The following is a 15,918-nucleotide window of genomic DNA, read 5'->3' as shown; positions in this document are numbered from 1 at the left end:
CGCAGTGATATCCCCAGCTCCAGCGCCTTTTTCAGCAAATTGGTAACACCCGGCGAACTCTCGGCGATGAAGTTCGCAGGGCGCCCTGTGCGCGTGTGGAATTGCAGAAAGTGGCGCGGCGTTACCTCACCGTGATCGGTGATCATCCGCAAGATCAATTCATGGACGACGCCGTCGATTCCGCAGCGATCTTCTTCGAGATCGGGCGTCCGTCAGCGACCATCGGGCTGCTGCTGATGGCGACTTTCGCGCTGACAGGGTGACGTGCGGCGCAAATCGCTTGGGCGCTCGGGCTCGTTGGCCGGGGTGGCGGGGAGCGCCTGGACTCGGAATCACCATCGAGGAGCATCGAGTCGGTAGTGAGATCACGCGGGGTTTGGAGGACGTTGCCTGCCGCCCTGGGTGAATCGCGCAGCCTGGGCAAAGTCGTACCCGCATCCCTTGCACTCCATCTGACCCCGCTTGACCGTCCGGCCGCATGCCGGACAATCACGGGTTTTTGGCTTGGTGATCAGCCAGAGGATCCCGAGGATCACATCGGCGGCGACCCACAAGCCGATGATGAGCCCGACTCCGATGGCCGTGCCGACGTTCGCCGCAGTGTCATTCGGGTCGGGGCGAGTGGCGATGCCGCCGATGATCCAGATCAGGAAAATCGCGTTGATGGCGAGGATGACCCAAGTGAAGATCCGGAGCTGTGGGAACCGCATGGCGCACTCCTTCCAGGAGAACTCATGCCGCAGTAGCAAGAGCGGTCAACCAACGGTGTAGTCGCCGGCGGTGCAGTCGGCAGAGGCGAAGTGCCCTGAGCGCGAAACGGGCAACACTGCCCTGGTCGACGGAATCTCCGAGGAACGAGGTATCCCCACATGAGATCAAGGATGCCCGCAAGAACGTCGATCCAGAGCTCCTTCGTCCAAGACTGAAGTGCCTCCGGCACAGCGATGTTCGAGGCTTCTGAGCGGTTCCGGCGGCTGGATCACGCGGTGCTCTCGCCGCCAGGTCGGTGCGCGTCCTGGTTCTGCGGGAGGGCGGTTGGCGCTCTTCCCCGTTAGCGTTGCTGCTCATGGGTGAGGAGCACGCACTGGTCACGGACCTGCTGTCGGTGTGGTGGATCGCTTTGGCCGCGGCGTTGGGGCCCGTGTTCGCGCTGGTCACTCGGCGGGTCGTTCCGGACGTGGTGTGGTTGCTGGTGTTCGGCGCGTTGATCGGGCCGCACGCGCTGGGCCTGGCGGCTGAGACCGATGCGGTGGGGTTCCTGCGTGAGCTCGGGTTGGGCCTGTTGTTCCTGCTCGCGGGCTTCGAGGTGCGCGTGGCGGACATGCACGGCGCGCAGGGCAGGCACGCGGCGCTGACGTGGGTGGGGTGCGTCGTTCTCGGTGTCGGCGCCGGGCTGCTGTTGACGCACGGCCAGCTGCAGGTCGCGATCGTCGTCGCGATCGCCTCGACGTCGACGGCGCTGGGAACGTTGCTGCCGATCTTGAAGGACTCCGGCGGGACGGGAACGCCGCTGGGGCGCGCGATCATGACCCACGGCGCCTACGGTGAGCTGCTGCCCATCGTGGCGATGTCGGTGCTGCTGTCGACCCGCGGCACGTGGCAGGCCGCCGCGGTGCTGCTGGCCTTCGCCGCGGCGGCTGTGATCGTGGTCGTGCTTCCAGCCCGGATCCTGCGCAGGCTGCCGCTGCTCGGACGGGCGGTCATGGGAGCGTCCAACACGACGATGCAGACGACGCTGCGGATCACCGTTCTCGTGCTGGTGACCTTGATGCTGCTGACGGCGGTGCTCGAACTCGATGTCGCCTTGGGGGCCTTCTCCGCCGGTCTGCTGTCGAACGCCGTGTTGCAGGCGGTCGCCCAGGGTCATGCCGAGGAGATCACGCACAAGATCGAGATCGTCGGGTTCAGCCTGCTCATCCCGGTGTTCTTCGTGACCAGCGGCATGGCCATCGACATCGCGGCGGTCGCCTCGCAGTGGCCGCTGCTGCTCGGGTTCATCGCGATGATCCTCCTGGTGCGTGGCCTGCCCGTGTTCCTGCGCGAGGCGTGGACCACGACCCGTTCCGGCATCACCGACACCCGCGAGCAGGTCGCGCTCGGGCTGTACGCGGCCACCGGGCTCCCCATCATCGTCGCGGTCACGCAGATCGCGGCGTCCTCCCAGCTCATCACCGCCGCCACGGCCTCGGTCATGGTCTCCGCAGGAGCGGTCACCGTGCTCCTGTTCCCGCTCGTCGCCGGCCGCCTGTCCCGGCCCGCCAGAGCGGGCGTAGAGCCCTGATCCCGAAGTCGGCCGCAATCCCCACACGTCGCCCGCGCCGCGCCGAGCGGGTCGCTGAAGCGTGCCAGTCTGACCATTCTTTACGGTGATCACCCGGGACTCCGGGAGCAGTCGTTGCCATCGTTGCGGTGGTACCGCAGCGCACTGCGGCGTTCACACGAGTCCCTAGCTGCAGAGGTGACGAACAAGATGACAACGGTGTCCGAACTGGACCAGACGGTGACCGATTACCGGCTCTCCCACGTGTACTGGCTCGTCAAGGCGGCCAAGCTCGCCTACTCGGACGAAGCTGAGGTTCGCGAGACGACCCGCCGGTGGGGGCTGGACCGGTGCGAGTTCTTCCACACCAAACTGGACGCGTCGTTCCCGATCGAGGACACGCAGGCGTTCGTCGCGGGCAGCGACAAGATGATCATCGTGTCGTTCCGGGGAACCGAACCGACGAACATCAAGGACTGGCTTTCCGACGTCAACGCGTTGGGCACGCCGGGACCCGCGGGCAAGGGGTTCGTGCACGACGGATTCAGCCGGGCACTGGATTCGATCTACCCGCAGGTGAAGGAAGCCGTGCAGGAGCTGCGGGACAACGACCAGACGCTGTGGATCACCGGGCACAGCCTCGGAGGCGCGCTGGCCATGCTGGCATCGGCACGGATGCACTTCGAGGACCCGAACCTGCTGCCCAACGGTGTGTACACCTTCGGGCAGCCGCGCACCTGCGACAGGTCGCTGGCCGCGCCGTACAACGAGGCGTTCGCTTCCCGAGTCTTCCGCTTCGTCAACAACAACGACGTCGTCGCGCAGGTGCCACCGGAACCGGCGTTCCACCACGTCGACGACGTGCGGTACTTCGACAGCGACGGCGTCCTGCGCGAGAAGCCCAGCTTCACCGGCGGACTGACCGACGGCATCAAGGGCCTCACCAGTGACCCTCTCGCTCCTGGCACCGACGGCGTGCGGGACCACTTCATCGACCACTACGTCGAACTGGTGGAGAAGAACCTCTCCTGATCACCCGCGCTGCGCGCCCCCGGAGGTGGCTCCGGGGGCGCGGACGCGGTGGCGTCGCCGTCCGATGTCACGCGTGGGCGATGAGGTCGGCGGTTGCGCGGGCGCTTCCCCAGGACAGGGTGATTCCCGCGCCGCCGTGGCCGTAGTTGTGCACGACCGTTCGGCCGGGGACCAGGGATCGGTCGAGTTCGACGCGTGGGCCGTCTTCGCGGGCGGGGCGCAGACCGGCGTGGTGTTCCAGGACGCGGGCCTGGTGCAGTTCGGGGACGAGTTCGGTCGCGCGCGCCCACAGCGCCCGTGCCGTGTCGGGGTCGGGAGCGGTGTCGGTCTTGCCGGGCTCGAAGGTGCCTCCGATGATCACGTCGTCGTGGCGGGGGTGGACGTAGGTGTGCCCGCCGGGGTTGTGCTCGTCGCGCACCGACACCGCGAGTCCGGGGTTCGACGCCCGGATGACCTGCCCGCGCACGGGCTGCACGGTCGTGTCCCCGCACAGCGCGCCGGCGGCCAAGCCGGTCGCGTTGACCGCGAACCTCGCATGGTCGGTGATCTCCGCCAGCGACGCCAGGTTCCTGCTGCGCACTTCGACGCCGAGTTCCCGCGCCTGCGCGTGGAGCCAGGGCAGGTACAGCGGAACCTCCACCAGCGGCACGGAGAACCGCCAGGTTCCGGTGAACGGATCGTCCGCGTCCTCGGTCTCGAACCCGGGAACCGCCGTGGACCACCACGGGTCCGCGGGCAGCGGGCGCCGGTGCAGCATGCGCGTGCCGATCATGCGCACCCCGGGCACTCCCCGTGCCGCCTGGTCGGCGAAGACGTCGAAGGTCTCCTGCGCGAAGGTCAACGCGCGCTCGCTGCCGCCGATGCCGACCGGGTACCAGACCGCGGCCGCGAGCCAGGACGTCGTCCTCGCGGGTTCGTCGGCGGTCACCACGCACACCCGCGCACCGCGTCGGCGCAACTCGACGGCGCAGGTCATCCCCACGATGCCGCCACCGACCACCACGACGTCGAACTCCTCCACCTTGCCCCGCTCTCCCACGACGACACGAACCAGCCCAGTGCACGTCGTCCACCAGGCCGTTGTCCAAGATCCGATTGGTATGCGCCCATAAGGAGCGCTTATAGTGGCTGGATGGAGGTTCGCCGGCTGCGCTACCTGGTCCACCTGGCCGAGCACCGCAGCTTCACCCGCGCGGCGGCTTCGCTGCACATCGCCCAGCCCGCGCTCAGCCAGCAGATCCGGTTGCTCGAACGCGAGCTCGGCGCGGCACTCGTCGACCGCCGGTCCACCGGGATCGCGCTGACCCCGGTCGGTGAGGTCGCCGTCGCCGAAGCCCGGCAGGTGATGGACCGGCTCGATCGCGCCGAGCGGGCCATCCGCGACGCCGTCACCGGCCAGGCCGGCCGGTTGCGCATCGCCTACACGCGGTCAGCTCCGGGCGGTGTGACGGCCGAACTCGTCGACCGCTTCCGCGAGCACCACCCGGGCATCGAACTCGCGCTCACCACCGGGTGGACCGCCCGCAACATCGCCGATCTGCGGAACGGTTCGCTCGACGCCGCGTTCGTTCGCCCACCGCTGGACATCCCCGACCTGCGCTGCGACACCCTGACCACGGAAGAACTCCTGCTGGCCGTACCCGCGGGGCACGATTTGGCGTCGGTGCGCACGGTCCGACGCGACCAGGTCGAGGACCAGCCCGTCGTCCTGTGGCCGCGTGAGAACGCCCCGGGCATGTACGACCGGATCGTCAACCAGATCTGGCCGGGTTCGACCCCGCGAGTCGTGCGCGAGGAACCCGACGACGAACAACTCCTCCGCGCCGTCGCCGACAACGCCGGGATCGCACCGGTGCCCGCGCCCCGCGCACGCTCCCTGCGCACCCGCGGCGTACGCCTCAAACACCTCGCGGCACCACGCCCCACCGTCGACCTCGCCCTCGCCTACCACCCCGAGACCAGCCCAGCGCTCAACCACTTCCTCGATCTGTGCAGGCAGATGCCAGGCCCTGGTGGCGCCCAGAAGAGGTGATCAGTGCGATCCCGACGTCCAACACTCGCCCATGAACGCACGAGAGGGAATCGCTCCACGGTCGCGGGACTCGTGGATCGCGAGCAGCCAAGCCGACGGCCACCCGTCGGCACGAAGCCGCGGAAAGCCCGCTCGCCCGGAGCTCGCTCCTCCCTCTTCGTCGCGTCGACGCGCGTGAACGCGCGGACCTGGCGACGATGACAGATGCCCATCCGATGATCGGGGGCAAAAGGCCTGCGCAGTGATCTGGGGCGTGGTGGACTGGGCGGTGTGCGCCGCCGTGCGGGAGGCAGGTGGGGAGATGTCGTCTGAGCGTTCGGGTGCGTCGTCTTCGGTTGCGGGTGGCCGGGCTTTGGCTGTCTGGCGGGGGTTGAGCGCGGCTTTCCTGCTGGGCATGGGTGGGATTCATCTTTTTCTCGTGCTCACCGGGACCGGGGGTTTGCTCGGGGTGTTGTTCGTGGTGAACGCGGTGGGGGCGGTTGCGTTGGCCGTGGCGGTGATCGTGGCCGGGCAGCAGCGGTTGGCGCTGGCGAGTGCTCTGGGGCTGCTGTTCGTGTTGGGGACGTTGTTGGCGTTGTTGATCGCGTTGAGCCCGGTTTCGCTGTTCGGGATGCGGTCGAGCCTCGGCTACCGGCTGGCGCCGACCTCGATCGTCGTGGAGTCGGTCGGGGTGGTCGTCCTCGCGGTGACCACGGTGCTCGCGCTCCGGAAGCGCGCCGGTGGAGTTCGCTGAGCGACCAGCGGTGTCGCTCAGCGAACGATGCCGAGACGTCGCCTGAACCATCGGCCGCCGCGTCTTGCCTGGTGAGCGCGCTCCTTCGGTGCTTTTCGTGACCCACGTCACAGCCGGTTCCGCCCGGTGTCGTGCTTAGGATCCGCGTCACAACAAGCGCCCTTGGCCCGAGATGGCGCTGCGCGTCTCAACGTTGAGCGGGAGGTCGTGGATGACCGGCAGGATTCGGAATCGGCAGTTCGCGTCGAAGATCGTCTCGGCTGAGGAGGCCGCCGAGATGATCGAGCCCGGCGAGAACGTGGGCATGAGCGGGTTCACCGGTGCCGGGTATCCGAAGGAGGTGCCGGGAGCGCTGGCGAAGCGGGTCGCCAGATCCCACGAGCAGGGTCGGCCGATGAAGGTCGGGTTGTGGACCGGGGCGTCGACCGCTCCGGAGCTCGATGGGGCGCTGGCCGAGGTGGAGGGGATCGACCTCCGGTTGCCGTACCAGTCGGATCCGGTGAGCCGGGCGAAGATCAACTCGGGCCGCCTGGACTACACCGACATCCACCTCTCGCACGTGGCGCAGCGGGTGTGGCAGGGCATCTACGGCGAGCTGGACGTGGCCGTCGTGGAGGTCAGCGGCATCACCGCGGACGGCCGGTTGATCCCGTCCTCGTCGGTGGGCAACAACAAGACGTGGCTGGAGCAGGCCGATCGGGTGATCCTCGAGGTGAACTCGTGGCAGAGCGAGCACCTCGACGGCATGCACGACATCTACTACGGGACCGCTCTCCCGCCCCACCGCAAGCCCATCCCGATCACGCACCCGGCCGATCGGATCGGCGTGCCGCACCTGGAATGCCCGGCGGACAAGGTGATCGCGGTCGTGGAGACCGAATCACCCGACCGCAACGCGGCTTTCACACCACCCGACCGGACCTCCGAGCAGATCGCCGAACACGTCCTGGACTTCCTGGAGCTGGAGGTGCGCAGCGGCCGGTTGCCCCGGGAGCTGCTGCCGCTGCAGTCCGGGGTGGGCAACGTCGCCAACGCCGTCCTCGCCGGTCTCGAAACCGGCCCGTTCGACGGGCTGACCGCCTACACCGAGGTCATCCAGGACGGGATGCTGCAGCTCATCGAATCGGGCAAGCTCCTGATGGCTTCCGCGACGGCGTTCTCGCTGAGCCCGACCGCGGTGGACCGGTTCAACCGGGACACCGCCGCCTACCGCGACAAGATCGTGCTGCGGCCGCAGGAGATCAGCAACCACCCCGAGGTGGTGCGACGGCTCGGTTGCCTGGCGATGAACGGGATCGTGGAGGCCGACATCTACGGCAACATCAACTCCACGCACCTGATGGGCAGCCGCATCCAGAACGGCATCGGCGGCTCCGGCGACTTCGCGCGCAACGCCTACGTGTCGATCTTCGTGACACCGTCGCAGGCCAAGAACGGCGACGTGTCGGCGATCGTGCCGATGGTCTCGCACGTCGACCACACCGAGCACGACGTGGACGTCGTCGTGACCGAGCAGGGCCTGGCCGACCTGCGCGGCCTGTCGCCCAAGAAGCGTGCGGAACGCATCATCGACCGCTGCGCGCACCCCGACTTCCGGCCGCTGCTCCACGACTACTTCCAGCGCGCGCAGCACTCGTCGTTCGGGCTGCACACCCCGCACCTGCTCGACGAATCCCTGTCCTGGCACCACCGCTACGTCCAGCACGGATCGATGCGACCGTGAGCATCCACCCGCGTGCGAGGCGGGGGTCGGGGTCAGACTGTGGTCATGTCTCAACCGCCGTTGCTGCTCGCGCTGGATCTGACGGGGACGTTCGCGTTCGGCCTCAACGGTGCGCTCACCGCCGTGCGGGTGGTGCGGCTCGACCTGGTCGGGGTCCTCACGCTGGGCATGATGACCGCGCTCGGCGGCGGCATCCTGCGGGACATCCTGATCGGGTCGCTGCCGCCCGCCACCTTCAGCGACGCGCTCTACCTGGGTGTCGCCGCTGGTGGGGCGCTCGTGGCGTTCTTCATCAGCGTGGAACTGGAGCGGTTCGCGAAGCTGATCACGATCTTCGACGCGATCGGGCTCGGCGTGTTCTGCGTGACCGGTGCCAGCAAGGCGCTGGCGTACGGTCTCGGCGGGGTGCAGGCGGTGCTGCTGGGGGCGCTCACGGCCGTCGGCGGCGGGACCCTGCGCGACGTCGCGATCAAGCGGGTTCCCTCGGTGCTGACCAGCGACTTCTACGCCGTTCCTGCGCTGGTGGGCGCCATGCTGACGGTGCTCACCGTGCACCTGGGGGTCTACGGGATCGCGAGCGCGCTCGTGGCCGCGGCGGTGTGCTTCACCATCCGGATGCTCGGGGTCCGGTACAGCCTGCGGGTGCCCAGCACGCCGCGACGCGATGGTGCGGCCCGGCCGGCTGCGACGCATCCTGACCGAGATTCCGGGCGCACACTTAGGAGTGAGACCAGCACGGACACGCCACGAGCCGCAGCGGTGCTCGCCGATCTGGACTCCGCGCTGTCGTGGCAGGAGGACTTCTACCGGGATCTGCACGCGCACCCGGAGCTGTCCCACCAGGAGACCCGCACGGCATCGCTGGTCGCCGAACGGCTCCGGGAATCCGGCTACCAGGTCCACGAGAAGGTGGGCGGCACCGGCGTGGTCGGGGTGCTGGCCAACGGTGACGGGCCCACGGTCCTGCTGCGGGCCGACATGGACGCCCTGCCGGTGCGGGAGGACACCGGCCTGCCCTACGCGAGCACCGCGACCGCTGACGGCGAACCGGTGATGCACGCGTGCGGGCACGACGTGCACGTGGCCTGCCTGCTCGGGGCCGCGCAGCTGATGGCCTCGGCCACCGGCCGGTGGAACGGCACGCTGGTCGTGCTGTTCCAGCCCGCCGAGGAGGTCGCCGACGGCGCCCGGGGCATGGTCGACGACGGTCTCCGCGCGCTCATCCCCCGTCCTGATGTGGCGCTGGCCCAGCACGTGCTGCCGATGCCGGCCGGGACCGTGGCCACCAACGCGGGCCCGACGCTCGCCGCGGCCGACAGCCACGCCTCGTCCACCGGCAAGGTCGCCGAAGCGTTCGCCGACTTCTTCGGGGACCGCGCCGGGCCTCTCGGCCGGTGGGCCGCCAGCGAGGACTTCAGCGACCTGGCCACCGCCTTCGACATCCCCTACACCTACTGGGGCATCGGCGGCCTCGATCCCGACCTGGTCGGCGACGGCTCCCAGGACGTCCCGGGGAACCACTCGCCCACCTTCGCCCCGGTGATCCAACCGACGTTGACCACGGGCACCCAGGCTCTCGTCGTGGCAGCTCTCGTCTGGCTCTGACCGGCGGCCTCTTCCTTTTCGACCTGCGGTAGACCGAGGTCGCGCCGCGGGCTGGAGGAACCGCACAGGTGCCACTGGTCGATTTGTTCGTTTTCCACAGTGTCGTTGGTCTGAACGTCTGCCATGATCGGGCTTGAACGGTGAGGTCAGATCACGGGAGGGCTGGTCATGGGCGCTATCGCACGCACCCGTCGTGGTCCGCGGGCCTCAGCGGTGATCGGCTCGCCTTCCGAAGACCGCGGAAACATCCGGCTCAGACCGGTACGCCGCCGACGGTGATCACCCCGCACGGCTGAGCGGCGCGAGCGGACATCGTCCGCCGACGCCTCGCCGAGCCTCCTCCCGATGCCGCGCACCTCGGATCGATGAGGTCCGGGCGCACACCTCTTCGCATCGCGCGGCAGCAACGCCTTGATCCCGGCGTCCCCGAACCGACCCGTCGACACGAGGAAGACCATGACGACCACGCACCCCCACTGGATGACCCAGGACGCTCACGACCGGCTGCGGGCCGAGCTCGCCGAACTGGTCTCCCACCGTCCCGCCGCCGAGCTGGACGACGAGGGGCACCGGCGTGCTCGCATCGGGCAGATCAGGGATCTGCTGAACAACGCGGTGGTCGGCGACCCGCCGCCGGACGACGGGGTCGCCGAGCCCGGCATGCAGCTCACCGTCCGCTACGACGACGGCGAGATCGAGACCTTCTTGCTCGGCACCCGCGACGGGACCGACACCGACGGTCTCGCGGTCTACTCCCCCGAATCGCCGCTCGGCGCCGCCCTTACCGGAGCCCGGCAGGGCGACGAGCGGACCTACGAGGTCCCCAACGGGGGCACCGAGCGGGTCACCCTCCTCAAAGCGGTCCCGCACGGCCCGTGACCCCTTCGCGGCCAGCCGGCCGATGCCGTGTCGATCGGACGGCCCTCCAGCGCGCCTGCGTTCAGGGTCGGTTCTGGTCCGAACCGTCCATGATCGATGTCCTCTTCGACCGGACAGTTCGGACCAGAACCGCACCCCTCAGGTTCAGCGCTGCTGCGCCGCCTTCTCGATGGCGTCGATGATCCGAGGACGCAGCTCTTCGGCACTCACGATCGCGTCGACGGAGCCGACCTCCACCGCGCGCTGGATGCTGTGGACGCGGTCGAACTCCGCGGCCACCTCGCCGAGCTTCTCGGCACGCACCTCGGCCCGGACGTCGGCCAGCTTCAGGCTCTGAGCCGCTCGTTCCGGACCGTCGGCAGCCGACACGAGCTCCTCGAGCTCCCGCACCCTCGGGTCGTTCGCGGTGCGTTCGTTGACGTCACCCGCGAAGACGACCGCTGCCGCCGGTGCGCCACCGATCACCGAGGCGTACGAACCCTCGACCGCGAGGACGGTCATGTTCGGGTTCAGCGCCTTGGAGAACACGACGAACGCGCCGCCGTGGTAGCGGGAGATCACGCAGAACACGATCGGGCCGTCGAAGTTGACGATGGCCCGGCCGATCTCGGCGCCGTACTCCAGCTGCAGCTTGCGCATCGACTCGGGCGAGCCGTCGAACCCGGAGAGGTTCGCCAGCACCACCAGCGGCCGGTTCCCGCTGGCCGCGTTGATCGCCCGCGCGACCTTCTTCGACGACCGCGGGAACAGGGTGCCCGAGGTGTAGGCGTCCGGCCCGTCGGTGGGCGGGAACCCGCGCCGAGCGACCGAACGCGATTCGACACCGATCAGGCAGACCGGGCTGCCACCGAGGTGCGCGTCCTGGACGACGGCCGTGTCGGCGTCGGCCATCCCGGCCCACCGCTCCAGCACCGGGTGGTCCTGGTCGGACACCGCCCGCATCACGGTCCGGATGTCGAAGGACTTCTTGCGGTCCGGGTTGTGCTCTGCGGAGAAGATCTGCCCCACGGTGCTGAAATCGCTGTCGGCGAGCTCGTGCGGGTAGCTCGAGATGTCGCGATCGCGCGGGTCGCTGCTGCCCGCGCGGCGCGGCCCGGCCTCGCCCGGGGCGATGTAGGTGTGCTCGTAGTGGGCCATCAGGACGTCGTTGGCGGCGGCGAGGTTCGGCGCCCAGTACTGGGCCTGCCCGTTCGGGCCCATCACCCGGTCGTAGCCGCCGATGCCGAAGTTGTCCTCGGCCGAGACACCACCGGAGAAGTCCAACGACTGCTTGCCGGTGAGCACCATCGCCGAATCCGGCGTCATCACCAGGATTCCCTTGGTGTGCATCAGCATCGTGGCCTCGGCGTTCCAGTACGGCTGCGCGCCGACGTTGATGCCCGCCACCACGACGTTGATCTCACCGCCACCCTGCGTGAACGTGACGATCTTCTTGAGCGCGGCGGCCACCCAGTCCATGTTCTCGGTGCCCGAGGACATCGAGATCCGCGCGCCCGCCGACAGCGCGAACCACTCCAGCGGCACCTGCATCCGCTCGGCCAGGTCCAGCGCGGCGATCACGCGCGAGCACTCCGGCTCAGACAGGGCGCCCAGCGCCTTGGTCGGATCGCCCAGCAGCACCACCCGCGACATCCCCTCGGGGTGCCGGCGCGTGGGCGTGGTGACCACGCCCGCCACGATCGCCGCCGAGTTCTGCCCCTTCGGCCGGTCCACCGGCACCAGCACGCCGTCCTCGTCGAGGTCGTGCTCGACGAAGCGGCCGTGGGCGCCGGCGAGCATCTTCGTCAACTCGTACGGGTACGCGGTCCCGCGGTTGGCCGCCCGCAACACCTTCTGCCGGTAGGAGTCCAGCGGCTGCACCGGCTCCACCGACGGCTGCTCGACGGAGAGCCGCATCCCCGCCCCGGCGTCGTAGCCGATGCGCACCGCGACCTCGCCGAGCTCACCGGTCTCCGGGTCTGGCTGGCGCACCAGGAACAGCACTTCCTCCAGCCCGGCACCGGCCGTCGTGGGCAGCACGCGCTGCGCGACGACGTCGAGCTCCTCCATGGACAGCTCGTTCGGAGGCCAGACGTAGATGACGATGCGGTTGGTCCCGGATCGCTTGTTCGCCTTGGGCTTCTTCGCCTGGGCCTTGCGGATCGCGTCGAGGCACGCGGTGAGCACGCCCTCCGCGGCGGGCAGCGCGACGAGCCTGCCGTCGGACTCCCGCAGCGGCGTCAGGTCACGCACCTGGGCCAGCGCCACCAACCGCTCGTCAGCGGGGTTCTGCGGTGCCACGCACCGGAACAGGTAGACCTCCTCGTCGGCCGAGGGCAGGCGGTCGAGGTCGAACTCGCGCAGCCGCTCCAGCTGCATCCGATCGGCGAGCAACGGGTGCAGCCCGCGGATCAGGCGTTCCTCGGCGAAGCCCTCCGGCGACGGGCGGAAGGTGAAGTGGTGGTGCATCACCGCACCGCTGGGACCGGCCACCGTGGTGGTGATCCGGTTGACCTGGCTCGGCAGCTGCTGAGCGGCGAGCACCTCGCCGAGCCGGGCAGCCATCGCGTCGGTGTCGTCGGGCTGGCCGTCCCACACCAGGTAGACGTCGGCGACCAGGCCGCCGTCGGTGGCCAGCTCACCGATCGCCCGCACGACGTCGGGCAGCGCGGCGAAGTCCACCGCCGTGCTCACCACGCGCGAACCGGCGCTCCGGTGCTCGGCGGTGACGAAGGTGCAGTCGGCTACCTCGACCGTGCGGACGTCGTCGAGTTCCCGGTTGCCGTAGTAGCGGCGGGCGAGCACCTCCAGCAGCGGCGCCGGGTCGGTTCCCTCGCGGCCGATGCGCTGCCCGACGAGCCGGACCAGCGGTTCGGCGCTGGAGACCATCGCGGAGATCCGCTCGGCCCGGTCCGGTGCGGCCGGGTTCTCGTCCAGGTACCTCAGGTGCTTGCGCACCCCCGCGTAGACCTCCGCGCGGTGGCGCCGCAGCATCGGCTGGGCGAACCAGCGGAACGCCACGGTGCGGGCGAGGTCGGACAGGGCGGGGAACCGCAGCTGGGTGGCCGCCACCAGGTGCTCCAGGGCGAGACCGGCGGGCTGCCGGTTCGCGCCGGAGGGCGGCGCCTCGGCGAGCCACTGCCGCAGCAGGGTCGCCATGGCCGCCTCGTCCGAGGAGGCGCGCTGCTGGGCGAGGAAGATCCGGAAGACCGCCTCCTCCAGCTCCGGGGTCCGGTCCAGCTCGTCGACCCCGTAGTGGGCGAGGACCTTGACCAGGCGCCGCTGGAACGTCTCGGACAGTCCGGCCCGCTCGACGTCGAGGCTCTGCAGGTAGGTGTGGAAGTACTCGCGCGAGCTGTGCACCCGCGAGTCCGCCGCCGTCTCCTCCCCGACCGGCCGGTTGCGGCTCAACTCGGAGAGGTCGGCGAACACCTCCAGGAGCTCGATCTCCTCGGCCAGCGGACGCCGTCCGGCCTCGACCAGTTCCTCGCGGGCCCGCAGGTAGTCGTTGAGGACGCGGCGCTCGTCCTGCGGGTCCACGTCGAACCCGAGCAGCATGCTGCGCAGGTCCTGCCGGCTGCGCGTCGCGCGCTCGCCCGCATCGATCCCTTCCCGTCCCGGGGGGAGCGCGAGATCAGCGGTCTCGGACGTGGCCTGCTCCGCGCCGGTTTCGTCGGAGTCGCCGAGCGGTTCCAGCCGCAGCAGCGGCGCGCCCGTCTCGACCTGGCTTCCCGTGCGCACCAAGCACTCCCGCAGCTTGGCGCGGAAGGGTGCGCGCAGCACGGTCTCCATCTTCATGCTCTCCAGCACGAGGACCGCTGCGCCTTCCTCGACCTCGGCGCCGACCTCCAGCGGGGTCGCGACGACCAGCGCGGGCGCGGGCGAGCGCAGCACGCCGCCCTCGTCGCGGCTGACCCGGTGCGCCACGCCGTTCACCTCGGCCAGGCACACCGGACCGTGGGTGTCGGTGACCAGGCGGTAGCGCTCGCCGTTGACGATGAGCTGCCCGACGTGGTCGTCGAAGCGCTCGACCTCGACGTCGGCGGTGTGCACCGGAGCGCCGCTGCCCGCGCTGATCCCGATCCGGAACCGCTCGTGCCCGATGCGCGCCACCTGCACCCGGTAGGAGTTGCCCCGCAGCTTGAACTCCAGGGGCCTCCCGCTCTCGTGCTGCGCCTGCGGCCGGCCACCGTGCGCGGCGGCCAGGAACCGCTGCCGCTCGACGAGCTCGGCGTCCTCGTACGCCTCGATGCCGGCCGCGGCCAGGGCGATCGCGGAGTGCCGGTGCGACTGGAGCTCACCTTCGGCGCGGACCCGGTCGATCCAGCCCGTGTCGGCGGAACCGTCGATCACCTCGGGCCGGTCGAGCAGGTCGAGCACGAAGCTCTTGTTGGTCGCGCCGCCGGAGACGATCACCGTGGTCTGCGCCATCGCGCGGCGCAGCCTGCCCAGCGCCTCGTCCCGGTCGCGCCCCACGGCGATGATCTTGGCGATCATCGAGTCGAAGTCGGCGGGGATGCTGTCGCCCTCGTCCACGCCGGTGTCGACGCGGATGCCGGGGCCTGCGGGGAAGTCGAGCCGGACGATCTTGCCCGGCGCCGGTGCGAAGTCGCGCTCCGGGTCCTCGGCGTTGAGCCGGGCCTCGATGGCGTGCCCGGATTCGGCGGGCGGCTCCCCTTCGAGCTTGCCGCCCGACGCCACGTGCAGCTGGGCCTTCACCAGGTCGATGCCGGTGGTGGCCTCGGTGATCGGGTGCTCGACCTGCAGGCGGGTGTTGACCTCCAGGAAGGCGAACAGCCGGTCACCGGGGTGGTAGAGGAACTCCACGGTCCCGGCGCCCCGGTAGTCCACGGCCAGCGCGAGCCGCTCGGCCGCGGCCTTCAACTCCGCGCTCTGCTCGGCGCTGAGCACCGGCGAGGAGGATTCCTCGATGACCTTCTGGTTGCGGCGCTGCACGGAGCAGTCGCGGACCCCCAGCGCCCACGCCGTGCCCTGGCCGTCGGCGATCACCTGGACCTCGACGTGCCGGGCGCCGGTGACCAGCCGTTCCAGGAAGACCGCGCCGCTGCCGAAAGCCCGCTCGGCCTCCAGCCGGGTGCGCTCGTAGGCGTCGGCCAGTTCCCGCTCGTCGTTGATCACCCGGATGCCGCGTCCGCCGCCGCCCGCGGTGGCCTTGAGCATCAGCGGGTAGCCGATCTCACCCGCGCTGCGGACGGCCGAGTCCAGGTCGGCGACCTCGCCCCGGCTCCACGGCGCGACCGGGACACCGACCTCCTCGGCGATCAGCTTCGCACCGATCTTGTCGCCGAGCTTGCGCATCGCATCGGCGCTCGGGCCGATGAAGGTCACGCCCACCTTCTCGCAGAGCTCGGCGAACGCCGGATCCTCCGCGACGAAGCCCCAGCCGACCCAGGCCGCGTCCGCCCCGGTCTCGACCAGCGCCCGCTCCAGCACACCCAGGTCCAGGTAGGGCCGATCCCGAGCCGCGCCGAGGTCGTAGCCGAGGTCCGCCTCCCGCACGAAGGCCGCTGAGCGGTCCGCGTCGGTATGGAGGGCGACGGTCTCGATCCGGGCTCCGGTCTCGGCCTCGACCTCCCGCACAGCATGAATCAGCCGCATCGCGGCTTCCCCGCGGTTGACGATCGCCACACGACGGAACACCGACAAGACCTCCC

General features: G+C 69.9%; 11 protein-coding genes. 8 read left to right on the top strand and 3 right to left on the bottom strand.

What is annotated here, in order from left to right; genetic code table 11:
• Positions 1-95: 95 nt before the first annotated feature.
• Entirely contained in the window at positions 96-263 is a 168-nt protein-coding gene (locus tag AB0J91_RS28395) for a hypothetical protein (RefSeq protein WP_363874808.1), read from the top strand.
• Positions 264-365: 102 nt separating this feature from the next.
• On the opposite strand, the gene AB0J91_RS28390 is transcribed toward AB0J91_RS28395, so the two are convergent.
• On the bottom strand, positions 366-710 hold the full coding sequence (locus AB0J91_RS28390; RefSeq protein WP_363874805.1) for a hypothetical protein: 345 nt from the start codon (positions 708-710) through the stop codon (positions 366-368).
• A 356-nt stretch (positions 711-1,066) separates the two neighbouring features.
• Here AB0J91_RS28390 and AB0J91_RS28385 point away from each other — a divergent pair, with 356 nt between their 5' ends.
• Both AB0J91_RS28385 and AB0J91_RS28380 read left to right on the top strand, forming a co-directional pair.
• Positions 1,067-2,281, top strand: coding sequence for a cation:proton antiporter (locus AB0J91_RS28385; RefSeq protein WP_363874802.1), 1,215 nt, complete (start codon positions 1,067-1,069; stop codon positions 2,279-2,281).
• A gap of 189 nt (positions 2,282-2,470) precedes the next feature.
• Positions 2,471-3,292: a lipase family protein gene (locus AB0J91_RS28380; protein WP_363874799.1), complete on the top strand. Its 822-nt coding sequence runs from the start codon at positions 2,471-2,473 to the stop codon at positions 3,290-3,292.
• Positions 3,293-3,359: 67 nt separating this feature from the next.
• On the opposite strand, the gene AB0J91_RS28375 is transcribed toward AB0J91_RS28380, so the two are convergent.
• On the bottom strand, positions 3,360-4,331 hold the full coding sequence (locus AB0J91_RS28375) for an FAD-dependent oxidoreductase (protein WP_363874796.1): 972 nt from the start codon (positions 4,329-4,331) through the stop codon (positions 3,360-3,362).
• A gap of 93 nt (positions 4,332-4,424) precedes the next feature.
• Here AB0J91_RS28375 and AB0J91_RS28370 point away from each other — a divergent pair, with 93 nt between their 5' ends.
• The 5 genes from AB0J91_RS28370 (at position 4,425) to AB0J91_RS28350 (ending at position 10,264) form a co-directional block, all read left to right on the top strand.
• Complete coding sequence (locus tag AB0J91_RS28370) at positions 4,425-5,324, top strand: LysR family transcriptional regulator (RefSeq protein WP_363874793.1); 900 nt, start codon at positions 4,425-4,427, stop codon at positions 5,322-5,324.
• Between the two features lie 352 nt (positions 5,325-5,676).
• Entirely contained in the window at positions 5,677-6,057 is a 381-nt protein-coding gene (locus tag AB0J91_RS28365) for a hypothetical protein (protein WP_363874791.1), read from the top strand.
• A gap of 211 nt (positions 6,058-6,268) precedes the next feature.
• Positions 6,269-7,780: an acetyl-CoA hydrolase/transferase family protein gene (locus AB0J91_RS28360; RefSeq protein ID WP_363874788.1), complete on the top strand. Its 1,512-nt coding sequence runs from the start codon at positions 6,269-6,271 to the stop codon at positions 7,778-7,780.
• A gap of 45 nt (positions 7,781-7,825) precedes the next feature.
• The gene (locus AB0J91_RS28355; protein ID WP_363874785.1) at positions 7,826-9,385 is read left to right on the top strand and encodes a M20/M25/M40 family metallo-hydrolase; all 1,560 of its coding nucleotides are present in this window, start codon (positions 7,826-7,828) and stop codon (positions 9,383-9,385) included.
• A 456-nt stretch (positions 9,386-9,841) separates the two neighbouring features.
• On the top strand, positions 9,842-10,264 hold the full coding sequence (locus tag AB0J91_RS28350; RefSeq protein WP_363874782.1) for a GreA/GreB family elongation factor: 423 nt from the start codon (positions 9,842-9,844) through the stop codon (positions 10,262-10,264).
• 144 nt (positions 10,265-10,408) lie between these two features.
• Here AB0J91_RS28350 and AB0J91_RS28345 read toward each other — a convergent pair whose 3' ends face one another.
• A complete protein-coding gene (locus AB0J91_RS28345) occupies positions 10,409-15,904 on the bottom strand; it encodes a carboxyl transferase domain-containing protein (protein WP_363874779.1) in 5,496 nt (1,831 codons plus the stop codon).
• Positions 15,905-15,918 lie beyond the last annotated feature (14 nt).

It is taken from the genome of Saccharopolyspora sp. NPDC049357 (assembly GCF_040677225.1).
GTDB lineage: Bacteria > Actinomycetota > Actinomycetes > Mycobacteriales > Pseudonocardiaceae > Saccharopolyspora.
This window is presented reverse-complemented; position numbering and strand designations above follow the sequence as displayed.